This is a genomic window from Rhodococcus sp. IEGM1428 (genome assembly GCF_050321865.1).
In the GTDB taxonomy this organism is placed as follows: Bacteria; Actinomycetota; Actinomycetes; order Mycobacteriales; family Mycobacteriaceae; genus Rhodococcoides.
In genome coordinates, this window is sequence record NZ_JBNQFW010000001.1 from 1,461,625 (window position 1) to 1,486,034 (window position 24,410).

The following is a 24,410-nucleotide window of genomic DNA, read 5'->3' on the forward strand; positions in this document are numbered from 1 at the left end:
GCCGTGGGAGGGATGCGACCCTTCGGGCCATGTTCAGTCTGTGTGCGGCGTCGGTGATCGGTGCCGTTGCCGGGGTAGCGATGCGATTCGGTCTGGTCCGGTGGGATCCACGGTTTCTGCCGTTGTTGTCCGCGGTGGGTACCGGATGGGTCTGGTGGCGGTTCGGCGAGACCACCTACTGGGTTCCTTTGTGCGTGCTGACATGGTGGTTCGTCGCGCTCAGTGCCGTCGACCTACGGCGTCGCCGGTTGCCGAACGAATTGACGATCCCGGGTGCGATCGTGGTCACGACGATGCTCGTGTCGGTGGGGTCGGCGAGGGCATTGCTCGGCGGAGTCCTACTGTTCGCGATCTACCTCGTCGTGCACCTTCTCGCGCCGTCTGCGTTCGGTGCCGGGGACGTGAAGCTGGCGTGGTCGGTGGGCTCGATCGCAGCTCTCGGCGGTGGGGAAGGATGGGTGATCGCGGCGCTCTCGGCACCACTGGCAACTGCCGTGGTGGGATCGATCGTCGCTGCCGTCGGGCACAGTCGGGCACGTATTCCGCACGGCCCGTCCATGTGCGCGGCGACCCTGCTGGCATCCGCAGCTTGCCTGACGTGAAAAGATGCTCGAGTGCTGCGCTGGATAACTGCCGGAGAATCCCACGGACCCGCTCTCGTCGCCATTCTCGAAGGAATGGTCGCGGGAGTCGAGGTGACCTCGGACGATATTGCCTCCCAACTCGCCCGCCGTCGTCTCGGCTACGGCCGCGGGGCCCGAATGAAGTTCGAGGCGGACAAAGTCACGCTCACCGGCGGTGTGCGGCACGGCCGCACCATGGGCGGGCCAGTCGCGATCGAGGTCGGCAACACCGAATGGCCCAAGTGGGAGCAGGTGATGTCGGCCGATCCGGTCGACGAAGCCGTGCTTGCCGATCTCGCGCGTAACTCCCCGCTGACTCGCCCGCGCCCCGGACACGCAGATTTCTCCGGAATGCTCAAGTACGGCTTCGACGATGCGCGCCCGGTTCTCGAACGCGCGAGCGCACGCGAGACCGCGGCCAGGGTTGCCATCGGCACGGTGGCGCGCCTCTTCCTGAAGCAGGCGTTCGGCGTCGACGTGGTGTCCCATGTGATCTCCATCGGAGCATCCGATCCGTACGTGGGTCCGCCGCCTGCAGGTGACGATCTCGACGCGATCGACGCCTCCCCGGTGCGCGCGTTCGACAAGGCCGCCGAGGAGTCGATGATCGCCGAGATCGAAGCGGCGAAGAAGGACGGCGACACCCTCGGCGGCGTCGTCGAGGTCGTCGTGCACGGCCTCCCCGTCGGCCTCGGGTCCTTCGTCTCCGGAGAGCGCAAGCTCGACGCCAGGCTGGCCGCAGCGCTGATGGGAATCCAGGCCATCAAGGGTGTCGAGATCGGCGACGGTTTCGAGACCGCTCGCCGCCGCGGCAGTGTCGCCCACGACGAGATCAAGCCCGGCCCCGACGGGGTGCTGCGCTCGACCAACCGCGCAGGCGGCATCGAGGGCGGGATGACCAACGGCGAGCCACTGCGAGTACGGGCCGCGATGAAACCCATCTCCACCGTGCCGCGCGCGCTGGCGACAGTCGACATGAGCACCGGAGACGAAGCGGTCGCCATTCATCAGCGCTCGGACGTCTGCGCCGTTCCGGCCGCCGGTGTCGTCGCCGAAACGATGGTTGCCTTGGTGGTCGCGCAGGCAGCGTTGGAGAAGTTCGGTGGGGATTCGCTGGCGGAGACGACGAGCAACGTCGACCACTACGTGAAGGGCACCGCCGCCCGACCTCCACGATGAGCCCGTACGCGGTCCTCGTCGGACCGCCGGGAGCAGGCAAGTCGACCATCGGCAGACGGCTTGCGCAGGCGTTGAATCTGGAGCTGTTCGACACCGACGTAGCCATCGAACGAGAGACCGGTCGCACGATCGCCGATATCTTCTCCCATGACGGCGAGCCGGCATTTCGGCAGATCGAGGAGCGGATAGTGGCGGGCGCGCTGGCCTCGCACGACGGCATAGTCTCCCTCGGCGGTGGTGCAGTGCTGTCTGCTGCAACGCGCGCTCTGCTGTCGAAGCACACGGTTGTATACCTGGAAATCAGTGTGGCAGAAGGGCTTCGGCGGACGGGGGCCAATACGGTGAGGCCACTCCTTGCCGGTCCCGATCCCCGTGCGAAGTATCAGGAACTGATGCGGTACCGGCGGCCCCTCTACCGTTCGGTGGCCACGGTGCGCGTGCGAACCGACAGTCGCAGCCCGGCCCGAGTGGTGGGCCAGCTGGTCTCGAAACTGACTGCGATCGCACCCGTGCCCGCGCGCAACATGAACGACGAAACCCCCAGTAGATGAAGGTGATTCGATGACAGAGCCAGTGCGCGTCCAGGTCGAGACTGCCAGCCCGTACCCGGTGATCATCGGTCGAGGTCTGTTGACGGACCTGGTCGACGAGCTCGCCGGAACCGCCACCGTGGCGATCTTTCACCAACCACCGCTGGCCGAAACGGCCGAGGCCGTGCGTGCGGCCTTGGCGGAGAAGGGAATCGACGCACACCGCATCGAGATTCCGGATGCCGAGGACGGTAAGGACCTCGCTGTGGCGGGATTCTGCTGGGAGGTGTTGGGCCGTATCGGCCTCACCCGCAGCGATGCCATCGTCAGCCTGGGCGGCGGAGCCGCGACGGACCTGGCCGGATTCGTGGCAGCAACGTGGATGCGCGGGGTCCGTATCGTGCACGTACCGACGACGCTGCTCGCCATGGTCGACGCGGCCGTCGGCGGCAAGACGGGCATCAACACCGACGCCGGTAAGAACCTCGTCGGGTCCTTCCACGAACCTGCTGCCGTGCTGATCGACCTCGCCACGCTCGAGACCGTGCCCAAGAACGAGATCGTCTCGGGCATGGCCGAGGTGATCAAGACCGGTTTCATCGCCGATCCGAAGATTCTGGACATCATCGAAGCCGATCCGGCGGCGGCGCTCGATCCGACCGGTGACGTTCTACCGGAGTTGATCAAGCGATCGGTCGAGGTCAAGGCGAAGGTCGTGGCGGCGGATCTGCGCGAGTCGAACCTCCGCGAGATCCTGAACTACGGTCACACCCTTGCCCACGCCATCGAGCGACGCGAGCAGTACCGGTGGCGCCACGGTGCTGCAGTGTCGGTCGGTCTGGTGTTCGCGGCCGAGCTCGGACGGCTCGCCGGCCGTCTGGATGACGCCACGGCCGACAGACATCGATCGATTCTCGAATCGGTCGGCTTGCCGGTCACCTACGACGAGCACGCGTTCGGGGACCTGCTCAAAGGCATGCAGACGGACAAAAAAAATCGCGCCGGACTGTTGCGGTTCGTGGTCCTGGACGGTCTGGCCAAGCCGGGACGGCTGGAGGGTCCAGATCCGGCGCTGCTCGTCGCCGCATTCTCCGCAGTCGGTCGCGAGGCCCCGGCAACCGGTGGGTCCGCCATCATGTTGTGACACTCGGCCCCGGGCTCCGGACGAGATGAGAACGGGCGGTGAGCGACGCGTCATGCGTCGCTCACCGCCCGTGTGTTCGTAGCGGGGGTCAGGAACCGTCGGCGGTGCCGTGCCGGTTGCCGCGCTTGTCCAGTCGGGGCTTTCCGTCGGCGTCCACTGCCGAGAAGACCTCGGTGTCGGCTTCGCCGTGCTCTGCAGCCCACTGAGGTTCGGATCGCGTCGGTTCGGACCGCGTCTGCTCTGCCTGCGATCGAGTGCCGCGACTCGACTCGGTGCGTTCCGCGCTGCCCGCATTCACCAGCTCGCGGTTGTGCGCACGGTCGGCGTCGGAGGTGGCCAGCTTCTTCTTCGCGTCGCGGTTGACGATCAGCCGACCCACGAACACCGCAATGGTGGCAACGACGAAAATGGTGAGGATGGTGAACGCTGCACCGGAGGTGAGCTCGAAGATCAGACCGTTCTGACCGAGGCTGAAGTCGACGAAGAAGTCGATGATCCAACTGAGCAGTCCAGCGAGCAGTCCTGCGACGACCGCGGCCTTGAGCCACACCATCGTGAGGTCCTGGCCGTCGTCGGGATCAGGATGATTGCGTCGATCGCGAACGCCGTCGATTCCTGCCCAGACGACGATCACGAGGATCACGAGGGCATACGCCACCCATCGCAGCGCCGAGCCGCTCAGCGGCCACATCGATACTGCCGCCCCCAGCAGCAATCGAACGACGGCGTTGATCAATCCCATACCTATGCCACGCACTGCCCACCCAGTCATGCGGCACAGCATATCCGCACGTCGCCGTTCGTGTGGCAGGGCCCACAAAGTTCGAGTCCGATGTGTCCGGGCCGAGGCACGTCGGGGACAGCAGTAATGTCGAGCGCATGCCTGCTGATTTCGGTGCCCGTCGTGGTGCCCTGCGAGAACTGTTGGCCGCCGACGGCCTCGACTCGATGTTGATCACCGACTTGCTGAACGTGCGTTATCTGACCGGTTTCACCGGCTCGAACGCGGCCCTGCTGGTCTCGGCGTCGGATTCCGTCGACGGTGAGAACGAGACCGTGATCTGCACCGACGGTCGGTATGTCACCCAGGTCGCCGAGCAGGTGCCGGATCTGCGTGCCGAGATCGACCGCGCATCGGCGATCCACCTCCTCCGGTCGGGAGTGTCGGGCCGTGGCGGCCGCATCGGTTTCGAGAGTCACGTCGTGACGGTCGATGCCCATCGCAGCTGGGCCGAGTTGGACGGGGGCGTCGAGTTGGTGCGCGCACCCGGTGTCGTCGAGTCGTTGCGCATGGTCAAGGACGAGTTCGAGGTGGGATTGCTCCGTGACGCGTGCCGCGCTGCCGACGATGCGCTCGCCCAATTGCTGGCCAGGGGCAGCATTCGCGCCGGGAGAACCGAGCGTGAGGTGGCCCGCGAACTGGAATCTGCGATGCTCGACCACGGTGCCGATGCGATCTCGTTCGAGACCATCGTGGCTGCAGGCGTCAATTCCGCAGTGCCGCATCACCGACCGACGGATGCGGTGTTGGCCGAGGGGGACTTCGTGAAGCTGGACTTCGGGGCGCTCGTGGGCGGGTACCACTCCGACATGACCCGGACCTTCGTGATCGGTGGTCCGGCGCAGTGGCAGCGCGACCTGTACGAGTTGGTGCAGCAGTCGCAGACGGCCGGTCGAGAGGCGCTGGCACCAGGGGTGAACACCGCCTCGGTCGACGCGGCGTCGCGCTCGGTCATCGAGGACGCAGGGTACGGCGAGTACTTCTTGCACGGGCTCGGTCATGGCGTCGGCCTGGAAATCCACGAAGCGCCGGGAATCGCGAAGACGAGCACCGGTACACTGCTGAGCGGTGCAGCGGTCACCGTCGAGCCGGGTGTCTACTTCTCCGGTCGCGGCGGCGTTCGGATCGAGGACACACTCGTCGTTCGTGACGGGGGTCCGGAACTGCTCACCCTGACAAGCAAGGAACTCACGTCCGTCTAGCGCGCGGGCGGGAGCGAATCCAAGCCCGTGACCGACGGCGCGTCACGCGCACAAACGATTGAGGAGACGCGAAGCAAGTGGCTTCCACCAGCGATTTCAAGAACGGCCTGGTTCTCAACCTGGAGAACCAGCTGTGGTCGATCATCGAATTTCAGCACGTCAAGCCAGGTAAGGGACCCGCATTCGTGCGGACCAAGCTCAAGAACGTGCTCTCGGGCAAGGTCGTCGACAAGACGTTCAACGCCGGTGTGAAGGTCGAGACCGCGACGGTCGACCGCCGCGACATGACGTACCTCTACCACGACGGCAGCGACTACGTGTTCATGGACGCAGACACGTACGACCAGCTCTCGATCGGTGAGGCCACCGTCGGCGACGGAGCCCGCTTCCTGCTCGAGAACCTCCGGGTCCAGGTCGCCATGCACGAGGGCGTCCCGCTGTACGTCGAGCTTCCCGTCACCGTCGAGCTCGAGGTCAAGCACACCGACCCTGGTCTGCAGGGCGACCGCTCCACCGGTGGTACCAAGCCTGCGACACTCGAGACCGGAGCCGAGATCTCGGTGCCGCTCTTCATCAACACCGGCGACAAGCTCAAGGTCGACTCGCGTGACGGCAACTACCTCGGGCGTGTGAACTCCTAACGTGTCATCGAAGAAGTCGACATCCTCCGGCGCGCAGAACGGTGCCCCCGGCGCGAAGAAGCTGGGCGCGCGTCACAAGGCCCGCAAGCGCGCGGTGGACTTTCTGTTCGAGGCAGAGGCGCGCAACGTCGATCCGGTGAACCTGGCCGCCGAGCGCATCGAGCTCGCTCGAGCCGACGACACCATCGCGCCGGTCAGCGACTACACCTCGACGTTGGTCGAGGGAGTTGCGGAGAACCTGGATCGCCTCGACGGGGTGATTGCCGATCACCTCAAGGATTGGACGCTCACGCGTCTTCCAGCGGTCGACCGGGCCATCCTTCGGATTGCCGTCTGGGAGCTGTTCCATGCCACCGACGTGCCTCCGGTCGTGGCCGTCGACGAGGCCGTCGAGCTGGCCAAACAGTTGTCCACCGACGACTCGCCCGGCTTCGTCAATGGTGTGCTCGGCCAGATCGTCCTCGTGGCACCGCAGGTACGTGCCGCGGCGGCGGCCGTATCGAGCCGTCCGCAGGTAGACACGGCCGGCGACGCGTCCGTCGACGCCGAGCACTGATCGAACGCTCGACGGTCCTGTGACCGAACGCTCTGCGAGCCTGGTAGGTGTGGTTCGCAGAGCGTTGCTAGGCTCTACGAAGTTCTATGTCAGACATCCTTTAACGATCCGTCCAGAGAGGCGGAGAAGGAGGTCGTAGTTTGCCTGCGCCCGAAAGCTCGTCTGCGAACCCTGCCGTTCGCGAATTGCTGTCCTCGGCCGATGTGGGACGAACCATCTCCCGCATGGCTCATCAGATCATCGAGAAAACTGCGCTCGACGCTGCCGACTCGCCGCGCGTCGTCCTGCTGGGTATTCCCACCCGCGGCACCACCCTGGCCGAGCGCCTCGCCGAACGCATCGAGGCATTCTCCGGCGTGCGACCCCCGCTGGGGTCTCTCGACATCACCCTGTACCGCGACGATCTGCGGAACAAGCCGCACCGCCCACTCGAGCGGACATCGGTCCCGGTCGGCGGCGTCGACGACGCGTTGGTCGTGCTGGTCGACGACGTGCTGTTCTCGGGCAGAACGGTCCGCTCCGCGCTCGATGCGCTACGGGACCTCGGTCGTCCACGCGCCGTGCAGCTGGCGGTTCTCATCGACCGCGGCCACCGCGAACTTCCCCTCCGTGCGGACTACGTGGGCAAGAACGTCCCCACCGCGCGCACCGAGGACGTCTCGGTGTTGCTGTCCGAACACGACGGCCGCGACGGTGTCAGCCTGTCCGAGGGGGGATCGGCGCGATGAAGCACCTGCTCTCGGTCGCCGATCTCACCGTCGACTCGGCCACCGAACTTCTCGACGAAGCCGAACGCTTCGAGCAAGCGCTGCTCGGCCGCGAGGTGAAGAAGCTGCCGACACTGCGCGGCCGCACGATCATGACGGTCTTCTTCGAGAACTCGACGCGCACTCGCGTCTCGTTCGAGGTAGCCGGCAAGTGGATGAGTGCCGACGTCATCAACGTCAGTGCCAGCAGTTCCTCGGTGTCGAAGGGGGAGTCGCTCCGCGACACCGCGATGACATTGCGTGCTGCCGGAGCCGACGCCCTGATCGTTCGACACCCGGCATCCGGTGCTGCTCACCAGATCGCTCAGTGGACTGCAGATCAAGGTGCTGGCCTAGATGGTCGTTCCGCAGGCTCCACTCCTGGTGGAGGTCCTGCCGTCATCAACGCGGGCGACGGTACGCACGAACATCCCACCCAGGCCCTGCTCGACGCTCTTACGGTTCGTCAACGTCTCGGCAACATCGCCGGCCGACGAGTCGCGATCGTCGGCGACATCCTGCACAGCCGGGTGGCGCGCTCGAACGCCATCCTGCTGGCCAAGCTCGGGGCCGAGGTGGTGCTGATCGCGCCACCGACTCTGCTTCCCGTCGGAGTGACCGGCTGGCCGGTGCGGGTCTCACACGACATCGACGCCGAACTGCCCGGGTTGGACGCCGTGCTGATGCTGCGGGTCCAAGCAGAACGGATGAACGGCGGGTTCTTCCCCTCGGCTCGGGAGTACTCCATCACGTACGGGCTCTCGCAGCGCCGGCTCGAGCTGCTGCCCGATCATGCCGTCGTGCTGCATCCCGGTCCGATGCTGCGCGGTATGGAGATTGCGTCGTCGGTCGCAGATTCTCCCAAAACTGCAGTCTTGCAACAGGTTACGAATGGAGTTCACGTGCGGATGGCAGTGCTGTTCCGATTGCTGGTCGGTTCGGACGGGGGTGCTTCGTGACCGTATCCACGTCCTCGGTTCTGCTGCGGGGCGTCCTGCTGTACGGCGAGGGCTCCGAAACCGACGTGCTGATCACCGGCGAGGAGATCGCCGCAATCGGTGCCGACCTCGATGCCGACGGCGCGCAGGTGATCGAAGCCCGCGGCCACATTCTGCTGCCCGGATTCGTCGACATGCACACTCATCTGCGCGAGCCGGGCCGGGAGGACACGGAGACGATCGAATCCGGTTCGGCCGCTGCCGCTCTTGGCGGTTACACCGCGGTGTTCGCCATGGCGAACACCGATCCGGTTGCCGATTCGGTGGTCGTGACCGACCATGTGTGGCGCCGCGGACAGGAAGTCGGGCTCGTCGACGTCCACCCGGTCGGAGCGATCACCGTCGGGTTGAAGGGCAAGCAACTCGCCGAGATGGCCACGATGGCCGCGGGAATCGGCAGGGTGAAGATGTTCTCCGATGACGGACACTGCGTCGACGATCCGCTGATCATGCGTCGGGCGTTGGAGTACTCGAGTTCGCTCGGTGTGCTCATTGCTCAGCACGCCGAGGAGCCCAGGCTCACCGTCGGTGCCGTCGCACACGAGGGGCCCACCGCGGCGCGGCTCGGACTGGCCGGTTGGCCGCGTGCGGCAGAGGAATCGATCGTCGCGCGCGACGCTCTGCTCGCCCGAGACGCGGGCGCCAGGGTGCACATCTGCCACGCGTCTACCGCCGGCACCGTCGAGTTGATGAAGTGGGCTCGTGGACAGGGCATTTCGATCACCGCCGAAGTAACCCCGCATCATCTGCTGCTCGACGACTCCCGTCTGGAAACGTACGACGCGATCAACAAGGTGAATCCACCACTGCGCGAGAAGTCCGATGTCGACGCCCTCCGTCGAGGCCTCGCCGACGGTGTGATCGATTGTGTGGCAACCGATCACGCGCCCCACGCCGAGCAGGACAAGTGCTGTGAATTCTCGATCGCACGTCCCGGCATGCTCGGACTCGAGACCGCACTGTCCATCGTGGTCGACACGATGGTGACTCCCGGCCTGCTCGATTGGCGGGGTGTGGCGAGAGTGATGAGCGAGCGTCCTGCGCAGATCGTCGGATTGGCCGACCAGGGCCGGCCGATCGAGGTGGGCGAGATCGCCAACCTCACCGTGGTCGATCCGGACACGAGCTGGACGGTATCGGGCAAGAAGTTGGCCAGCGTCGCGCACAACACGCCGTTCGAGGACATGACCTTCTCCTCGAAGGTGACCACGACCGTGTTGCGCGGACGAATCACAGTCCGCGACGGCGCAGTAGCAAACAGCTCAGTGGCGAACAGGGCAGGGGAGTAGAGCGGTGGACAGAGTTCTGATCGTCATCGGATTCATCCTGTTCTGGGCGCTGATGATCGCGCTGATCTTCTGGGGTTGGCGAGGACGGCAGAAGCGTCAGGAAGAGCGAATCGGTGAATTCCCGGCCGTGCCAGACGACTTGGGTGCCACGCACATCGAGCCGACCACCGGCCTGTACGTCGGCAGCACCATCGCGCCGAGCTGGCAGGACCGGATCGCCGTCGGCGACATCGGCCACCGCGCCACCGGTGAACTCTCCCGATACGAGAAGGGGATTCTTCTCGATCGAAACGGCGAATCTCCCATCTGGATTCCAGCGGCATCGATTCGTGCGATCCGCACCGAACGCGGATTGGCGGGCAAGGTCATGACCAAGGACGGGCTCCTTGTCATCCGCTGGGAGCTGCCGACAGGGACCGAGATAGACACCGGCTTCCGGGCCGACGACAAGCAGATCTACCCGGTGTGGACAGCAAGTTCCACCGGAGAAACCAAGGAGGAAACCGCGTGAGCAGCGCAGTTCTTGTTCTGGAGGACGGCCGGACATTCCGCGGCACCACATTCGGCGCACAGGGGCGCACCCTCGGCGAGGCCGTGTTCTGCACCGGAATGACCGGGTACCAGGAGACACTCACCGACCCGAGCTACCACCGACAGATCGTCGTCGCGACTGCGCCGCAGATCGGCAACACCGGCTGGAACCAGGAAGACGGTGAAGCCGCCAGCGCCCAGGATCCCAACAAGATCTGGGTCGCCGGCTACGTCGTCCGAGATCCGGCCCGCCGCACCTCGAGTTGGCGCTCGACCGGGACTCTGCAGGATCAGCTCGAGGCGCAGAACGTCGTGGGCATCGCCGGAATCGACACGCGCGCACTTGTCCGGCACCTGCGTACCCGCGGCTCGATGCGAGCGGGAGTGTTCTCGGGCGACGCGCTCGGCACCTCGGGCGAGATGCTCGAGCAGGTGGTCGGTCAGCCGTCGATGCTCGGTGCCGATCTCGCCGGTGAAGTGACCACTGGAGCCGGCTACACCATCGAGCCGACCGGCGACGCTCGATTCACCGTCGTCGCAGTCGATCTCGGTATCAAGACCAACACTCCGCGGATGTTCGCCGAGCGCGGTATCCGCGTGCACGTGGTGCCGTCGAACACCACCATCGAGCAGGTTCTGGAGCTGAACCCGGACGGTGTCTTCCTGTCCAACGGACCGGGCGACCCGGCCACGGCCGACACCAGCGTCGCGTTGACCAGAGAAGTGCTCGAGCGGAAGCTGCCCCTGTTCGGCATCTGCTTCGGCAACCAGATCTTCGGGCGGGCACTCGGCCGCGGCACCTACAAGATGAAGTTCGGGCACCGCGGCATGAACATCCCGGTGATCGAACACACCACCGGCCGCATCGCGATCACTGCACAGAACCACGGATTCGCACTCGAAGGCGAAGCAGGCGAGGAGTTCGACACCGACTTCGGTCGCGCCCGGATCAGCCACACGTGCGCCAACGACGGCACCGTCGAAGGCGTCGAACTGATCGACGGGAGCGCCTTCTCCGTGCAGTACCACCCCGAGGCCGCGGCCGGTCCGCACGACGCCGCCTACCTCTTCGACCGTTTCACCAGCGTCCTTCAGGAGAAGAAGTAATGCCACGCCGCACAGACCTGAACCACGTCCTGGTCATCGGATCGGGCCCGATCGTCATCGGTCAGGCCTGCGAGTTCGACTACTCCGGCACCCAGGCCTGCCGAGTGCTGCGCGAGGAAGGCCTCCGCGTCAGCCTCGTGAACTCCAACCCGGCGACGATCATGACCGATCCCGAGTTCGCCGACGCCACCTACGTCGAGCCCATCACGGCGGAGTTCATCGAGAAGATCTTCGCCCGCGAGGCCGAGCAGGGGCACCCCATCCAAGCTGTGCTCGCCACCCTCGGTGGACAGACGGCTCTCAACGCCGCCGTCGCACTGCACGATCAGGGCATTCTCACCAAGTACGGTGTCGAGCTGATCGGTGCCGATTTCGACGCGATCCAGCGCGGTGAGGATCGACAGAAGTTCAAGGACATCGTCGCCAAGGTCGGTGGCGAGTCCGCGAAGTCGGCTGTCTGCTACACGATGGACGAAGTGCGCGAGACCGTCGCCGAGCTCGGCTTCCCGGTCGTCGTGCGTCCGTCGTTCACCATGGGCGGTCTCGGATCGGGACTGGCCTACAACGACGAGGACCTGACCCGGATCGCCGGCGGCGGCCTGGCGGCCTCGCCCACGGCGAACGTCCTCATCGAGGAGTCCATCCTCGGTTGGAAGGAATACGAGCTCGAGCTCATGCGCGACGGCCGCGACAACGTGGTCATCGTCTGTTCCATCGAGAACGTCGACCCCGTCGGCGTGCACACCGGCGACTCGGTGACCGTCGCACCCGCGATGACGCTGACCGACCGCGAGTACCAGAAGATGCGCGATCTCTCCATCGACATCCTGCGCGAGGTGGGCGTCGACACCGGCGGCTGCAACATCCAGTTCGCGATGGATCCGGCCGACGGCCGACTCGTTGTCATCGAGATGAATCCTCGGGTGTCGCGCTCGTCTGCGCTGGCGTCGAAGGCCACCGGTTACCCGATCGCGAAGATGGCCGCCAAGCTGGCCATCGGCTACACCCTCGACGAGATCGTCAACGACATCACCCGCGAGACCCCGGCGTGCTTCGAGCCGACCCTGGACTACGTGGTCGTAAAGGCACCGCGGTTCGCGTTCGAGAAATTCCCCGGAGCCGACGGCACGCTGACCACGACGATGAAGTCCGTCGGTGAGGCGATGTCGATCGGCCGCAACTTCACCGAGGCATTCGGCAAGGTGATGCGCTCGCTCGAAACCAAGCGCGCGGGGTACTGGACCGGCCCCGAGGTCGAGGCTGAGAGTCTGGAGGAATTGCTGAAGGACCTGTCCGTTCCTCAGGACGGACGGATGTACGGAATCGAGAAGGCGTTCGCGATGGGTGCCACTCTCGAGCAGCTCTTCGAGGCGACCAAGATCGATCCGTGGTTCCTGGACCAGTTCCAGCAGATCCACGAACTCGGCGTCCAGGTTCGCGAGGCGGCCGAATTCGACGAGGCGCTGTTGCGACAGGCGAAGTACCACGGGCTGTCCGACCGCCAGATCGCCGCGTTGCGACCCGAACTCGACGGGGAGGACGGTGTGCGTGCGCTGCGCGACGAGCTCGGCGTGCACCCGGTCTACAAGACCGTCGACACCTGTGCGGCGGAGTTCGAGGCCAAGACCCCGTACCACTACGGCACCTACGAGCTCGACCCCGAAGCCGAGACCGAGGTTGCCCCGCAGCCGGACCGGCCCAAGGTCCTGATCCTCGGATCCGGTCCCAACCGCATCGGTCAGGGCATCGAATTCGACTACAGCTGTGTACACGCGGCGCTGACGCTGTCCGAGGCCGGCTACGAGACGGTCATGGTCAACTGCAACCCCGAGACCGTCTCCACCGACTACGACACCGCCGACCGCCTGTACTTCGAGCCGTTGACCTTCGAGGACGTTCTCGAGGTGTACCGGGCCGAGGCCGCTTCGGGAACGGTGCGCGGGGTCATCGTGCAGCTGGGCGGCCAGACTCCGCTCGGCCTGGCGAAGCGGCTGAAGGCCGCGGGCGTTCCTATCGTCGGAACATCCCCCGAGGCCATCGATCTCGCCGAGGACCGTGGCGAGTTCGGCAAGGTCCTCGACGCGGCCGGGCTGCCCGCTGCCAAGTACGGCACGGCGACCACGTTCGACGGGGCCCGTGAGATCGCGTCGGGCATCGGCTACCCGGTACTGGTCCGTCCGTCGTACGTCCTCGGCGGACGTGGGATGGAAATCGTGTACGACGAGGCGTCTCTCGCGACGTACATCTCCAACGCGACGGAGATCTCGGACGACCGCCCGGTTCTGGTCGACCGCTTCCTCGAAGATGCTGTCGAGATCGACGTCGACGCGCTGTGCGACGGCACCGAGGTGTACATCGGCGGCATCATGGAGCACATCGAGGAGGCCGGCATCCACTCCGGCGACTCGGCGTGCGCTCTGCCGCCCATCACGCTCGGCAAGACCGACCTCGAGAACGTGCGGCGATCCACCGAAGCCCTCGCGAAGGGAATCGGTGTTCAGGGCCTGCTGAACGTGCAGTACGCGCTCAAGGACGACATTCTGTACGTCCTCGAAGCCAACCCCCGTGCGAGCCGGACGGTGCCGTTCGTGTCCAAGGCAACCGCCGTGCAGCTGGCGAAGGCCTGTGCACGGGTGATGTTGGGGGAGAGCATCGCCGAACTTCGGACTGCGGGAATCCTGCCGGAAACCGGAGACGGTGGCACCGTCCCGGCCGGCGCTCCTATCGCCGTCAAGGAAGCGGTGTTGCCGTTCAACCGGTTCCGCCGCGCGGACGGCACCGGCGTCGACACTCTGCTCAGCCCGGAAATGAAGTCCACCGGTGAGGTGATGGGAATCGACTTCGATTTCGGTACCGCCTTCGCCAAGAGCCAGACCGCCGCCTACGGATCGTTGCCTGCAGGTGGCGCGGTGTTCGTATCGGTGGCGAACAAGGACAAGCGCTCGCTGATCTTCCCGGTGAAGCGGCTCGCGGATCTCGGGTTCACCGTCCTGGCAACCGAAGGCACCGCAGATGTGCTGCGGCGCAACGGAATCAAGTGCGAGCAGGTGTACAAGCAGTCGGGTGAGGACGTCCCGGAGGGTGAGCAGACCATCGTCGACCGGATCTTGGCCGGCGACATCGCGATGGTGATCAATACCCCGTACGGCAACTCCGGTCCCCGCGTCGACGGGTACGAGATTCGCAGCGCGGCAGTGGCACAGAACATCCCGTGCATCACCACGGTGCAGGGTGCGTCGGCGGCAGTGCAGGGCATCGAAGCCGGTATCGCAGGCGGAATCGGTGTTCGCTCGCTCCAGGACCTGCATGCGGGACTGAAGGAAGGTCTGGTCGTGCCATGAGTCATCTCGGCTGGTCGGATCGGTTGCGTTCGGCGGTGAGTGCGCGCGGTCGGCTCTGCGTCGGCATCGATCCACATCCCGCCCTGCTCGACGCCTGGGAGTTGCCGCGCTCGGCCGACGGTCTCGAGGTGTTCGCCGAGCTGTGCGTCGAGGCGTTCGTCGGCGAAGTCGCGATCGTCAAGCCGCAGGTGGCGTTCTTCGAGGCATACGGATCTGCCGGGTACGCGGTGCTCGAGCGCACCGTCAGTGTGTTGCGTGACGCCGGCACCCTGGTGATCGCCGATGCCAAGCGCGGCGATATCGGCACCACGATGGATGCGTACGCGCACGCGTGGCTCGAGCCCGAGTCGCCGTTGTCTTCCGATGCGGTCACGGTGTCGCCGTACCTGGGCTTCGATTCTCTGAACGAGACTGTCGAGCGCGCGGTGCTACACCAGCGCGGGCTGTTCGTGTTGGCCAGAACGTCCAATGTCGAGGGGGCGACTCTGCAGCAGGCCACGGCCTCCGACGGCAGATCGGTCGCGCAGTCGATCGTCGACGCGGCGGTCGTACGTAACCGTGTCGATCCCGACACCGTGGGTCTGGTCGTCGGTGCCACGCGTGATCACGGACTCGATCTGTCGGATTACACCGGACCGATCCTGGCGCCGGGTCTGGGAGCACAGGGGGCGACGATTGCCGACCTCGCGGACATCTTCCGCGATTGCCGTGAGCTCGTGCTCCCCAACTCGTCTCGTGGTGTTCTGGCGGCCGGGCCGTCGGTCACGGCTCTCCGCGACGCGGCGACACGTCTGCGTGACGATATCGAAGCCGGTCTCGCATAGTCGACGCTGCTGCGCTCCGGCACTCGGGGGCGAGTTAGCGGTGAACGCGAGTCGTCGGTACGGTCGCTAGCGCTGCCGACGAACAGTGCAGATCGCCGATGACCGCGGTCCGTGGCAGTGGTACACCGATGGTCGACGTGCAGACAGCGATCGTGTGCGTCGTACCACCCAGAACGAGAAGACGGAGGAACCGACAGTGGCCCTTCCCCAGTTGACCCCCGAGCAGCGTGCCGCTGCCCTCGAGAAGGCAGCGATCGCACGGAAAGCGCGCGCCGAGCTCAAGGAGCGACTCAAGCGTGGCGGCACCGATCTCAAGCAGGTGCTCAAAGATGCCGAGACTGACGAGATTCTCGGAAAGATGAAGGTGTCCGCGTTGCTCGAGGCGTTGCCCAAGGTAGGCAAGGTCAAGGCCGCGGAGCTGATGACGGAATTGGAGATCGCACCGACGCGTCGCCTTCGTGGTCTCGGAGATCGGCAGCGCAAGGCGCTGCTGACGAAGTTCGATTTCGAGGCCTGACCACAGTGGGTGACACTGCGACTTCATCGGCCCCATCGAACGAGCGGGGTCGATTGGTGGTGCTCTCCGGTCCCTCGGGCGTCGGCAAGTCCAGTGTCGTTCGGCTCGTGCGCGCGGCGTTGCCCGAGCTCGTGTTCAGCGTGTCGGTCACGACTCGGTCACCCCGACCGGGTGAGACCGACGGACAGGACTACCACTTCGTCTCCGCCGACGAGTTCGACCGCATGATCGCCGACGGCGAGCTGCTCGAGTGGGCGAGCATCCACGGCGGCCTGCAGAGGTCCGGCACTCCGGCCGCGCCCGTCGAGGCCGCTCTCGACGCGGGCAGCCCGGTTCTGCTCGAGCTCGATCTGGCGGGTGCCCGGGCGGTGCGCGTGTCGAAACCGGAGGCTCTACTGGTCTTCATGGCTCCGCCCACATGGGAAGACCTCGTCTCCCGATTGGTCGGACGCGCGACCGAGGAAAGCGCGGCCACGGAGCGTCGACTGGAGACGGCGAGGGTGGAATTGGCCGCGCAGGACGAGTTCGACACCGTGGTTGTCAATACCGATGTCGACCATTCGTGCGAACAGTTGGTATCCTTCTTGGTCGGTAGGTCGTCGGTCGGCAACAGCTGACCATTCCCACGGCGCACGAGGCCCCGACCAGCTAGTTCGTAGCACCAACGATGCAATTTCAGGAGATCATCAGTGAGCAGCATTTCAGCGGCCGTTTCCGACTTCGACGGACGCAGCGCTCTGCCGGCCTACGACACGCCGCTCGGCATCACCAATCCGCCCATCGACGAGTTGCTTGCCCGCACCTCGTCCAAGTACGCACTGGTCATCTACGCAGCCAAGCGCGCACGCCAGATCAACGATTACTACAACCAGCTCGGTGACGGCATCCTCGAGTACGTGGGACCCCTGGTCGAGCCAGGCCTGCAGGAGAAGCCGCTGTCGATCGCACTGCGAGAGATCCACGCAGATCTCCTCGAGCACACCGAAGGCGAATAAGAACCTCACAGAGGACATCTGACTTGCATGTCGTCGTCGGAGTAGGCGGAGGTATCGCCGCCTACAAGAGTTGTTCGCTCATTCGTAGCTTCACCGAGAGCGGGCATCGGGTTCGAGTGATTCCGACCGAATCCGCGCTCGAGTTCGTCGGACGTGCGACGTTCGAGGCGCTCTCCGGCCAACCGGTGCACACCGGCGTCTTCGCGGACGTTCCGGAAGTTCCTCACGTGCGTCTGGGCCAGGAGGCGGACCTCGTCGTTGTAGCGCCGGCCACCGCGGACCTGATGGCCCGGATTGCGGGAGGGCGTGCGGACGACCTGCTCACCGCAACTCTTCTCACTGCGCGCTGCCCTGTTGTTCTCGCACCGGCGATGCACACCGAGATGTGGGAGCACCCGGCCACTGTCGCCAACGTCGCCACGCTTCGATCGCGTGGCACACACGTGATCGAGCCGGCGTCCGGGCGGTTGACCGGACGTGACACCGGTTCGGGGCGGCTTCCGGAACCGGACGAGATATTCGCTCTGTCGATGCTCGTGAGCGAGAGAGCCGATGCGCTGCCACGAGATCTCGAGGGTCGTCGTGTTCTGGTGTCCGCCGGAGGCACCCGTGAGCCCCTGGACCCGGTTCGTTTTCTGGGTAACCGGAGTTCGGGCAAGCAGGGATATGCGCTGGCCAGGGTCGCCGCGCAGCGCGGTGCCCAGGTGACCTTGGTTGCCGGATACACCAGCGACCTGGACACGCCGGCTGCAGTCGACGTCGTGAACGTCAAGACCGCCTCGGACATGCAGGACGCCGTTCGCAAGTATGCCGTCGGCGTCGATGCAGTGGTCATGGCGGCCGCGGTTGCGGATTTCCGCCCCGAGTCCATTGCGGGGAGCAAGATCAAGAAGGGCGCGAACGAGCCGTCCTCGATTCCGTTGATCCGCAACGACGACATACTCGCCGGCCTGGTCGCTGCTCGACGGGACGGCAACATCGAATCATCGACCGTCATCGTCGGGTTCGCAGCCGAGACAGGCGACGCAGACGGCGATGTGCTGACATACGCGCGGGCCAAGCTCGAACGCAAGGGCTGCGATCTGCTCGTGGTGAACGCGGTCGGTGACGGCAAGGCATTCGAGGTGGACCACAACGACGGTTGGTTACTCGGAGCCGATGGTTCCGAGGCCGCATTGGGAGAAGGCTCGAAAGCTCTCCTCGCGAGCCGCGTCCTGGACTCGGTGGTGCAGATGCTCGATACGAGGAGCCCTCGACCGACTTCGAATCCCCGATGATGCCAAGGGTGCACGAGCGATGTTGTCCCGGCTACTGTGCTGGGCACCTGCTGTACCGATCGTAGAAATCAGGTTTGCCGCGTTCCGGCAGGGGCGATAACACCGAGAGAACGTCAATTTTTGTGGAGTGCCCGACCGGCGCGCGGCGTCGGGTCGGGCAGGAACATGCGTCGAGAGGAAGTCCGTGAGCACGTCCGGTAGTCGGCTTTTCACCAGCGAGTCCGTTACAGAGGGTCATCCCGACAAGATCTGTGACGCCATCAGCGATTCGATTCTCGATGCTCTGCTCACGGAGGATCCGCGTGCCCGGGTCGCCGTCGAGACGTTGGTCACAACCGGGCAGGTTCATGTTGCAGGTGAGGTCAACACCACAGCGTATGCCGACATCCCGAAGATCGTGCGCGAGAAGGTCCTCGAGATCGGATACGACTCGTCGGCAAAGGGCTTCGACGGTAACTCGTGCGGAGTGAACGTCGCCATCGGTGCGCAGTCTCCGGAAATTGCTCAGGGCGTCGACCATTCTCACGAGGCTCGCGTCGAGGGGCTGTCCGACGACGAGATCGACCGGCAGGGCGCGGGGGACCAGGGCCTGATGTTCGGGTACGCCAACACCGACACGCCCGAGCTGATGCCGTTGCCGATCGCGTTGGCCCACCGTCTCGCACGGCGGCTGACAGAGGTCCGCAAGAGCGGAGTGCTGCCGTACTTGCGCCCGGACGGCAAGACTCAGGTGACGATCGAGTACGACGGCGACAACGCTGTTCGTCTGGACACCGTGGTGATCTCGACTCAGCACGCGGCCGACATCGACCTCGACAACCTGCTCACCCCCGACATTCGCGAGAAGGTTCTGGGTTCGGTTCTGGCCGAGTTGAACGTGCCGACCCTCGACACCTCCGACGTGCGTCTGTTGGTCAATCCCACCGGCAAGTTCGTGCTCGGTGGCCCGATGGGTGACGCCGGATTGACCGGACGCAAGATCATCGTCGACACCTACGGCGGCATGGCGCGGCACGGCGGCGGAGCGTTCTCCGGTAAAGATCCGTCGAAGGTCGATCGCAGCGCCGCCTACGCGATGCGGTGGGTCGCCAAGAATGCCGTCGCAGCCGGCCTCGCCGATCGCATCGAGGTCCAGGTGGCGTACGCGATCGGTAAAGCCGCGCCGGTCGGTCTGTTCGTCGAGACCTTCGGCACGGAGAAGACCGATCCTGTGAAGATCCGTGCGGCGATCAGCGAGGTGTTCGACCTGCGCCCCGGCGCCATCATCCGTGATCTGGATCTGCTGCGGCCGATCTACGCTCCCACCGCCGCGTACGGCCACTTCGGCCGCACCGATATCGATCTGCCGTGGGAGTCCACGGACCGGGCCGACAAGCTCCGGGATGCGGCCGGTCTGTAGACAGGGCGAAGACGGTCCAGTACGTACCTCCCCTCGCACCGGCTCGGTTCATCGAGGTCGATCGAGGTCGGAAGAAGTCGAGAAGGAGGTGCGGTGGCGGTCTCGGCACGGGTAGCGGCGTCGAGTCTTCCCATCGCCCGCATCCTCCCGATGTTGCCGCTTGCGCATCTGGACCGCGAATTCGATTACCTCGTACCCGAGGAGTTCGGTGCGGATGCGCAACCCGGCGTCCGCGTTCGAGTGCGGTTCGCGGGCCGTTTGGTCGACGGTTTCGTGGTGGCCAGGCTGGCCGAGACCGACCATGACGGCAAACTCGGATGGCTCGAACGGGTGGTGTCCGCGGAGCAGGTTCTGACTCCCGAGATCGCCGAGCTCGCCGAGGTGGTTGCAGATCGCTACGCCGGAACACGAGCGGACGTGCTGCGTCTGGCCGTACCGGCCCGCCACGCGCGGGTGGAAGCGGAAGCCACACCTGTCGTCGATCCTCCGAGCGAGCCTGCCGTCGACCGCGTGGCATGGTCCGCCTATACCCATGGCCCGAATTTCCTCGATGCCTTGGCGTCCGGCCGCCTCCCGCGAGCCGTGTGGCAGGCGCTGCCCGGCGAACAATGGTCGATTCGTCTGGCCGAGGCGGCCGCGGTGACGGTGGCAGGCGGTAGGTCCGCAGTGGTCGTAGTGCCCGATCAGCGCGACCTCGATCGCCTGGAGGCGGCATGCACGGGGTTGCTCGGGGCCGAGCATGTTGTGGCCTTGTCGGCCGGACTGGGTCCGGCCAAGCGGTATCGGCAGTGGCTACGGTGTCTGCGATCGGGACCTGTCGTCGTCGTCGGCACGCGTAGTGCCGTCTTCGCTCCGGTGTCGACACTCGGCATGATCGCGATCTGGGACGACGGCGACGACAGTTTTGCCGAGCCTCGGTCCCCGTATCCGCACGCGCGCGAGGTGGCGTTGCTCCGTGCTCACGTCTCCGGGGCGGCGGTGGTGATCGGTGGACACTCGCGTACGGCGGAGGCCGAAGCGCTCGTCGACTCCGGCTGGGCCCACGACCTCGTGGCTCCGCGTGAGCTGATCCGAGAGCGTCAACCTCACGTGGTTGCGCTGGCCGATTCGGACCACGCTCTGGCGCGGGATCCAGCGGCTCGCGTGGCACGATTACCGGCGATTGCCTTCGAGGCTGCTCGGGCGGCGTTGAAGGCCGACGCACCTGTGCTGGTGCAGGTTCCGCGTGCGGGCTATGTGCCGTCACTGGCATGCGCGAAGTGCCGGAATCCGGCGCGGTGTCGTCGATGCAACGGCCCGCTGGCGCTGCCCTCGGCTGCGGGCAGCGACGGTGCCAGCAGCCCGACATGTTCGTGGTGCGGAATCGCTGATGCTGCGCATCGGTGCACGGTCTGCGGTTCGCGAAACCTACGTGCCGTCGTGATCGGTGCGGGTCGAACTGCCGAGGAACTGGGGCGGGCCTTTCCTGGTGTTCCCGTGCACAATTCGGGCGGCGCGGCAGTACTCGACTCGGTCCGTCCCGGTGCCGGGCTCGTGGTGTCCACGGTGGGTGCCGAGCCGACGGTCGAGGGTGGCTACGGCGCGGCGTTGCTGCTCGACGGCTGGGCACTGCTCGGCCGCGCAGATCTGCGCGCCGCAGAGGAGACGCTGCGTCGGTGGATGACGGCCGCAGCCATGGTGCGGCCGGGTTCGGAGGGTGGCCGTGTGGTCGTCGTGGCCGAATCCGAAATACCTACCGTGCAGGCTCTGGTTCGCTGGGATCCGTTGTGGCATGCGAGGAGTCAGCTGGACGAGCGTGTGGAGGTTCGCTTTCCGCCGGCCGTGCACGTAGCGGCGATCGACGGCACCACCGACGCGATCACTGCGCTGGTCGAGAGTGCAGACCTGCCCGAGGCAGTGGAAGTGCTCGGACCGGTCGATCTGCCGGACGGCCAACGCCCTCCTGCAAGTAGCGGAGAGGACGGGCTTTCCGGCGATGTGCAGCGGCTGCTGATACGCGTACCCCGCAGTACCGGGGCGGCACTGGCTCGGGCGTTGTCGGCTGCGCAGGCATCTCGCAGTGCCAAGAAACTCGGTGCGGGAGTGCGGATTCAGATAGATCCGATTCGGATCGGTTGACGCTGCCATCGGGGTGCGGCAGGGCTTAAGGTTGCGTCGGGGCGGCGCACGGGGCGCTGACGAGAGGTGGGGTCGGGGACATGAAGAGAAGGCAGCTCTTTCGCCGAGTGACAACAGGTGTGGCAGTGCTGGTGGGGGCAAGGCTGGTTGCGCCTGCCACCGCCGACGCCCTGCCCGGTACCGGCTCGGCGCAGCCTGCCGGGCCTCGGGTTCCGTTGGATCGCCTGCTGCAGATCGTGTCTCTGTCGCACGTCAACGATCCGGCTCTCACTCCGATCTTTCCCGGCGATCCCGAGTTCACTCTCGAGACGGCGTTCACTGTCGCCGAGGACGGGTTCTACCTCCAGTACGTCAAGGAAGGCGAGCACACCGGAACGCATTGGGGAGCTCCCGCGCATTTTCAGGAGGGTGGACTGACCGCCGATCAGCTCGATCCGCAAGACCTGTTTCTGCCCGCAGTGAAGATCGATATCCGCGAGCAGGCGGCGGCCGACGCAGACTACGCCGTCACGGTCGCAGATCTGCAGAGCTGGGAAGCCGTGCATGGACCAATTCCGGCGGGGGCGGCCGTCATTGCGTGGACCGGATGGTCGTCGCGCTGGGGCACCGACGCGTACGCCAACGCAGACTCGGACGGTGTGACACACCAACCCGGCTTCTCGGCGGAGGCGGCTCAGTGGCTGATCGATACGGGCAAGCTCGCAGATCGAGGAGCGCTCGGCACCGATACCTTCGGGCCCGATCTGGGCAACGACGAGACCTACCCGGTGTCGGTCAAGCTCTACGACAGGCGTCGGATCAGCTTGGAGAACCTGACCAATTTGGAGTCCATCCCGGCCACAGGTGCCTACGTTCTGGTCGGCGGCCCCATCAATCGCGCCGGATCTGGTTCTCCTGCAACCATTTTCGGTTTGGTGCCCAGGTTGTCCTGATCGTTGTCGATCGGTACTCGGCTGAGCGTGCCCACGGCGTCGTAGCCGTAGACCCCGGCTTTCCCCTCATGTTTGGCCCGATACATCGCGCGATCGGCGAGCCGCATCAGTTCGTCCTCGTCGACACCGGTGGTTCGTGGTGCGGTGTCGTCGGGGTCGACGCCGGTTGTGCGGCCTATCTGCACGACACCGACGCACGCGCCGACCGAGACCGGATGTCCGTCGATTTCATGGGGAGTGCGCATCGCTTCGGCGATGCGCGCGGCTGTGGCGCGCCCGGTGTCGAGGTCGGCGTGAACCAAGGCGGTGAACTCGTCGCCGCCGAAACGTGCCACCACACCCTCGCCCACGCATCTGTCGAGTCGGCGTGCGAGTTCGATCAACAGTTCGTCGCCGCCGCCGTGCCCGAATCGGTCGTTGACACTCTTGAAATTGTCGAGGTCGATCAGCAGTAGGACTGCGCTCTTCCGGCCCGCTCGGGCGTCGTTCACCGCGGCGCGCAGGTGTTCGTCGAACGACGATCGATTGAGCAGTCCGGTCAGTCCGTCGTGGTGCGCGCGGTAGGTCAGCTCGTCCCGAGCCAGAGTCAAGCTACGGAGCAGGTTGTCGTTCTGTATCAAGGTGATCATCTGTCGGACGACCGAGAGCAGCACCACCGCAACCCCGAGCACGATGACCGTCGAGTCGAGGGTGCCGGTCAGCACACGCAGAACCGCCAGCACGATGCCGATGGCACCCATGAGCGCGTAGGGCAGCAGCATCTGCGTTCGTTCACCGGCGATGCTGTCCGTGCCGGCAAACGCAGTGGGTTCCTGGCCGGGCGTCGAAGGGTTGTAGGTCGAAGGGCCGTATGTCGAGGGGCTGTACACCGAAGGGCCGTTGTCGACGGTTCTCGGTGTGGCGGCCGCGAGCGCGATGAGCGCGGTGCCGGCGATGAATCCGCCGTCCGTCAGGACGGGCATGAACTCTGCCCCGATTGCGACCAGGTACGCGTAGATGCTGTCCGAGATCGCCAGCATCAGGATCCCTGCACCGAGCAGGGTGAGCTGTGACCTGTACCGCGCCGCGATGGTCGGAATCACGATGAGCAGCACGATCATGGCGACGAGAACCAGATCGGTGATGGGATACATGACGGCCACCAGGAACTCGATGGGTTCGGACTCCGACGAGTGCACGACCGCACCGAGCACGGTGGCCCATGACAGAACGAAGAGTGATCCCACGACGACTGCACCGTCGAGCAGCGACATGAGCCAGATGTGGCGGGCACCTGCGGCCGCTCGTCGGGGCGACACTCCCACGAAGGCGAACAGAGCGGGAACGGCGAAGACGGGAAAGAGGAAGAACCCGACGTCTGCGACCGATGCGGTCGGCAGCGGCATGTCGAGCACGGATCGGTAGAAGGCCCATACCGCCATGCCTGCGCTCCAGCACGCCATTCCCGCGGCCATCAGCACGCGCCACTGGCGTTCGGAACCCGTCCGACTCCTGGCGGTCCGCCCGCAGACGACCGTCGCGGCGATTCCGCCTGCGAGCTGTGCGACGTCGTCGATCAGCACCGAGATGCGATGGCCGAGAACGCCGGATCCGACCAGGAGGACGACGGCGAGAACGCAGCCGAGCACGACGACAACCCGTCGCCCCGCTGATCCGGCCATGCGGCCCTCCTCGTTCGTG

At 65.6% G+C, this 24,410-nt stretch carries 23 protein-coding genes; 21 read left to right on the forward strand and 2 right to left on the reverse strand.

Going from position 1 to position 24,410, the window contains the following annotated elements; genetic code table 11:
- The first annotated feature begins 29 nt into the window (after nt 1–29).
- Genes ACQR3T_RS06845 through aroB form a run of 4 tightly spaced genes read left to right on the forward strand, consistent with a single transcriptional unit; the run spans nt 30 to nt 3,476 of the window.
- Nucleotides 30–602, forward strand: coding sequence for a prepilin peptidase (locus ACQR3T_RS06845; RefSeq protein WP_428692842.1), 573 nt, complete (start codon nt 30–32; stop codon nt 600–602).
- A 12-nt stretch (nt 603–614) separates the two neighbouring features.
- Nucleotides 615–1,802, forward strand: coding sequence for a chorismate synthase (aroC, locus tag ACQR3T_RS06850; RefSeq protein WP_032403350.1), 1,188 nt, complete (start codon nt 615–617; stop codon nt 1,800–1,802).
- A complete protein-coding gene (locus tag ACQR3T_RS06855; RefSeq protein ID WP_032377798.1) occupies nt 1,799–2,353 on the forward strand; it encodes a shikimate kinase in 555 nt (184 codons plus the stop codon). The genes aroC and ACQR3T_RS06855 overlap by 4 nt, the downstream gene beginning before the upstream one ends.
- A 10-nt stretch (nt 2,354–2,363) precedes the next feature.
- The gene (aroB, locus tag ACQR3T_RS06860; RefSeq protein WP_032403352.1) at nt 2,364–3,476 is read left to right on the forward strand and encodes a 3-dehydroquinate synthase; all 1,113 of its coding nucleotides are present in this window, start codon (nt 2,364–2,366) and stop codon (nt 3,474–3,476) included.
- 88 nt (nt 3,477–3,564) lie between these two features.
- On the opposite strand, the gene ACQR3T_RS06865 is transcribed toward aroB, so the two are convergent.
- Nucleotides 3,565–4,248: a B-4DMT family transporter gene (locus ACQR3T_RS06865; RefSeq protein WP_037174312.1), complete on the reverse strand. Its 684-nt coding sequence runs from the start codon at nt 4,246–4,248 to the stop codon at nt 3,565–3,567.
- A 107-nt stretch (nt 4,249–4,355) separates the two neighbouring features.
- Between ACQR3T_RS06865 and ACQR3T_RS06870 the strand changes: the two genes are divergently transcribed.
- From ACQR3T_RS06870 to ACQR3T_RS06950, 17 genes are all read left to right on the forward strand, one after another.
- Complete coding sequence (locus tag ACQR3T_RS06870) at nt 4,356–5,459, forward strand: M24 family metallopeptidase (protein ID WP_428692843.1); 1,104 nt, start codon at nt 4,356–4,358, stop codon at nt 5,457–5,459.
- A gap of 77 nt (nt 5,460–5,536) precedes the next feature.
- Nucleotides 5,537–6,100, forward strand: coding sequence for an elongation factor P (gene efp, locus ACQR3T_RS06875; RefSeq protein ID WP_027496978.1), 564 nt, complete (start codon nt 5,537–5,539; stop codon nt 6,098–6,100).
- Between the two features lies 1 nt (nt 6,101).
- Nucleotides 6,102–6,656 (forward strand): transcription antitermination factor NusB, encoded by a 555-nt coding sequence (nusB, locus tag ACQR3T_RS06880; RefSeq protein WP_428692844.1) that lies wholly within the window; start codon nt 6,102–6,104, stop codon nt 6,654–6,656.
- A 140-nt stretch (nt 6,657–6,796) separates the two neighbouring features.
- A complete protein-coding gene (gene pyrR, locus ACQR3T_RS06885) occupies nt 6,797–7,384 on the forward strand; it encodes a bifunctional pyr operon transcriptional regulator/uracil phosphoribosyltransferase PyrR (protein ID WP_032377801.1) in 588 nt (195 codons plus the stop codon).
- Nucleotides 7,381–8,361 (forward strand): aspartate carbamoyltransferase catalytic subunit, encoded by a 981-nt coding sequence (locus tag ACQR3T_RS06890; RefSeq protein WP_269603010.1) that lies wholly within the window; start codon nt 7,381–7,383, stop codon nt 8,359–8,361. The genes pyrR and ACQR3T_RS06890 overlap by 4 nt, the downstream gene beginning before the upstream one ends.
- Nucleotides 8,358–9,689, forward strand: coding sequence for a dihydroorotase (locus ACQR3T_RS06895; protein WP_428692845.1), 1,332 nt, complete (start codon nt 8,358–8,360; stop codon nt 9,687–9,689). Before ACQR3T_RS06890 ends, ACQR3T_RS06895 begins: the two co-directional genes overlap by 4 nt.
- A 4-nt stretch (nt 9,690–9,693) precedes the next feature.
- Nucleotides 9,694–10,200 (forward strand): hypothetical protein, encoded by a 507-nt coding sequence (locus ACQR3T_RS06900; RefSeq protein ID WP_032377803.1) that lies wholly within the window; start codon nt 9,694–9,696, stop codon nt 10,198–10,200.
- Complete coding sequence (carA, locus tag ACQR3T_RS06905) at nt 10,197–11,327, forward strand: glutamine-hydrolyzing carbamoyl-phosphate synthase small subunit (protein WP_037173828.1); 1,131 nt, start codon at nt 10,197–10,199, stop codon at nt 11,325–11,327. Before ACQR3T_RS06900 ends, carA begins: the two co-directional genes overlap by 4 nt.
- Entirely contained in the window at nt 11,327–14,668 is a 3,342-nt protein-coding gene (gene carB / locus ACQR3T_RS06910; protein ID WP_032377805.1) for a carbamoyl-phosphate synthase large subunit, read from the forward strand. Before carA ends, carB begins: the two co-directional genes overlap by 1 nt.
- Nucleotides 14,665–15,492 carry an orotidine-5'-phosphate decarboxylase gene (pyrF, locus tag ACQR3T_RS06915; RefSeq protein WP_428692846.1) on the forward strand — a complete coding sequence of 276 codons (828 nt, stop codon included), beginning with the start codon at nt 14,665–14,667 and terminating at the stop codon, nt 15,490–15,492. Before carB ends, pyrF begins: the two co-directional genes overlap by 4 nt.
- Nucleotides 15,493–15,688: 196 nt before the next feature.
- On the forward strand, nt 15,689–16,009 hold the full coding sequence (gene mihF, locus ACQR3T_RS06920; RefSeq protein ID WP_027496987.1) for an integration host factor, actinobacterial type: 321 nt from the start codon (nt 15,689–15,691) through the stop codon (nt 16,007–16,009).
- Nucleotides 16,010–16,014: 5 nt separating this feature from the next.
- On the forward strand, nt 16,015–16,626 hold the full coding sequence (gmk, locus tag ACQR3T_RS06925) for a guanylate kinase (protein ID WP_428692847.1): 612 nt from the start codon (nt 16,015–16,017) through the stop codon (nt 16,624–16,626).
- 72 nt (nt 16,627–16,698) lie between these two features.
- Nucleotides 16,699–17,004 (forward strand): DNA-directed RNA polymerase subunit omega, encoded by a 306-nt coding sequence (rpoZ, locus tag ACQR3T_RS06930; RefSeq protein WP_032377808.1) that lies wholly within the window; start codon nt 16,699–16,701, stop codon nt 17,002–17,004.
- A 23-nt stretch (nt 17,005–17,027) separates the two neighbouring features.
- Nucleotides 17,028–18,281 (forward strand): bifunctional phosphopantothenoylcysteine decarboxylase/phosphopantothenate--cysteine ligase CoaBC, encoded by a 1,254-nt coding sequence (coaBC, locus tag ACQR3T_RS06935; RefSeq protein WP_428692848.1) that lies wholly within the window; start codon nt 17,028–17,030, stop codon nt 18,279–18,281.
- 184 nt (nt 18,282–18,465) lie between these two features.
- Nucleotides 18,466–19,680, forward strand: a complete 1,215-nt coding sequence (metK, locus tag ACQR3T_RS06940) for a methionine adenosyltransferase (RefSeq protein ID WP_032377810.1) — start codon at nt 18,466–18,468, stop codon at nt 19,678–19,680.
- Nucleotides 19,681–19,830: 150 nt separating this feature from the next.
- Nucleotides 19,831–21,798, forward strand: a complete 1,968-nt coding sequence (locus ACQR3T_RS06945; protein ID WP_428693076.1) for a primosomal protein N' — start codon at nt 19,831–19,833, stop codon at nt 21,796–21,798.
- A gap of 80 nt (nt 21,799–21,878) precedes the next feature.
- Nucleotides 21,879–22,730 carry a cyclase family protein gene (locus tag ACQR3T_RS06950; protein WP_428692849.1) on the forward strand — a complete coding sequence of 284 codons (852 nt, stop codon included), beginning with the start codon at nt 21,879–21,881 and terminating at the stop codon, nt 22,728–22,730.
- Here ACQR3T_RS06950 and ACQR3T_RS06955 read toward each other — a convergent pair.
- Nucleotides 22,646–24,391, reverse strand: a complete 1,746-nt coding sequence (locus tag ACQR3T_RS06955) for a diguanylate cyclase domain-containing protein (protein ID WP_428692850.1) — start codon at nt 24,389–24,391, stop codon at nt 22,646–22,648. The two genes, ACQR3T_RS06950 and ACQR3T_RS06955, sit on opposite strands and share 85 nt — an antisense overlap.
- Between the last annotated feature and the right edge of the window lie 19 nt (nt 24,392–24,410).

Excerpts from the sequence above, each read along its gene's own strand:
- ACQR3T_RS06870 (WP_428692843.1), top strand. The coding sequence starts at position 4,356 with ATGCCTGCTGATTTCGGTGCCCGTCGTGGTGCCCTGCGAGAACTGTTG.
- ACQR3T_RS06945 (WP_428693076.1), top strand. The coding sequence starts at position 19,831 with ATGTTGCCGCTTGCGCATCTGGACCGCGAATTCGATTACCTCGTACCC.
- aroB (WP_032403352.1), top strand. The coding sequence starts at position 2,364 with ATGACAGAGCCAGTGCGCGTCCAGGTCGAGACTGCCAGCCCGTACCCG.
- ACQR3T_RS06950 (WP_428692849.1), top strand. The coding sequence starts at position 21,879 with ATGAAGAGAAGGCAGCTCTTTCGCCGAGTGACAACAGGTGTGGCAGTG.
- ACQR3T_RS06865 (WP_037174312.1), bottom strand. The coding sequence starts at position 4,248 with ATGACTGGGTGGGCAGTGCGTGGCATAGGTATGGGATTGATCAACGCC.
- ACQR3T_RS06890 (WP_269603010.1), top strand. The coding sequence starts at position 7,381 with ATGAAGCACCTGCTCTCGGTCGCCGATCTCACCGTCGACTCGGCCACC.
- ACQR3T_RS06855 (WP_032377798.1), top strand. The coding sequence starts at position 1,799 with ATGAGCCCGTACGCGGTCCTCGTCGGACCGCCGGGAGCAGGCAAGTCG.
- ACQR3T_RS06845 (WP_428692842.1), top strand. The coding sequence starts at position 30 with ATGTTCAGTCTGTGTGCGGCGTCGGTGATCGGTGCCGTTGCCGGGGTA.
- carB (WP_032377805.1), top strand. The coding sequence starts at position 11,327 with ATGCCACGCCGCACAGACCTGAACCACGTCCTGGTCATCGGATCGGGC.
- pyrF (WP_428692846.1), top strand. The coding sequence starts at position 14,665 with ATGAGTCATCTCGGCTGGTCGGATCGGTTGCGTTCGGCGGTGAGTGCG.
- ACQR3T_RS06955 (WP_428692850.1), bottom strand. The coding sequence starts at position 24,391 with ATGGCCGGATCAGCGGGGCGACGGGTTGTCGTCGTGCTCGGCTGCGTT.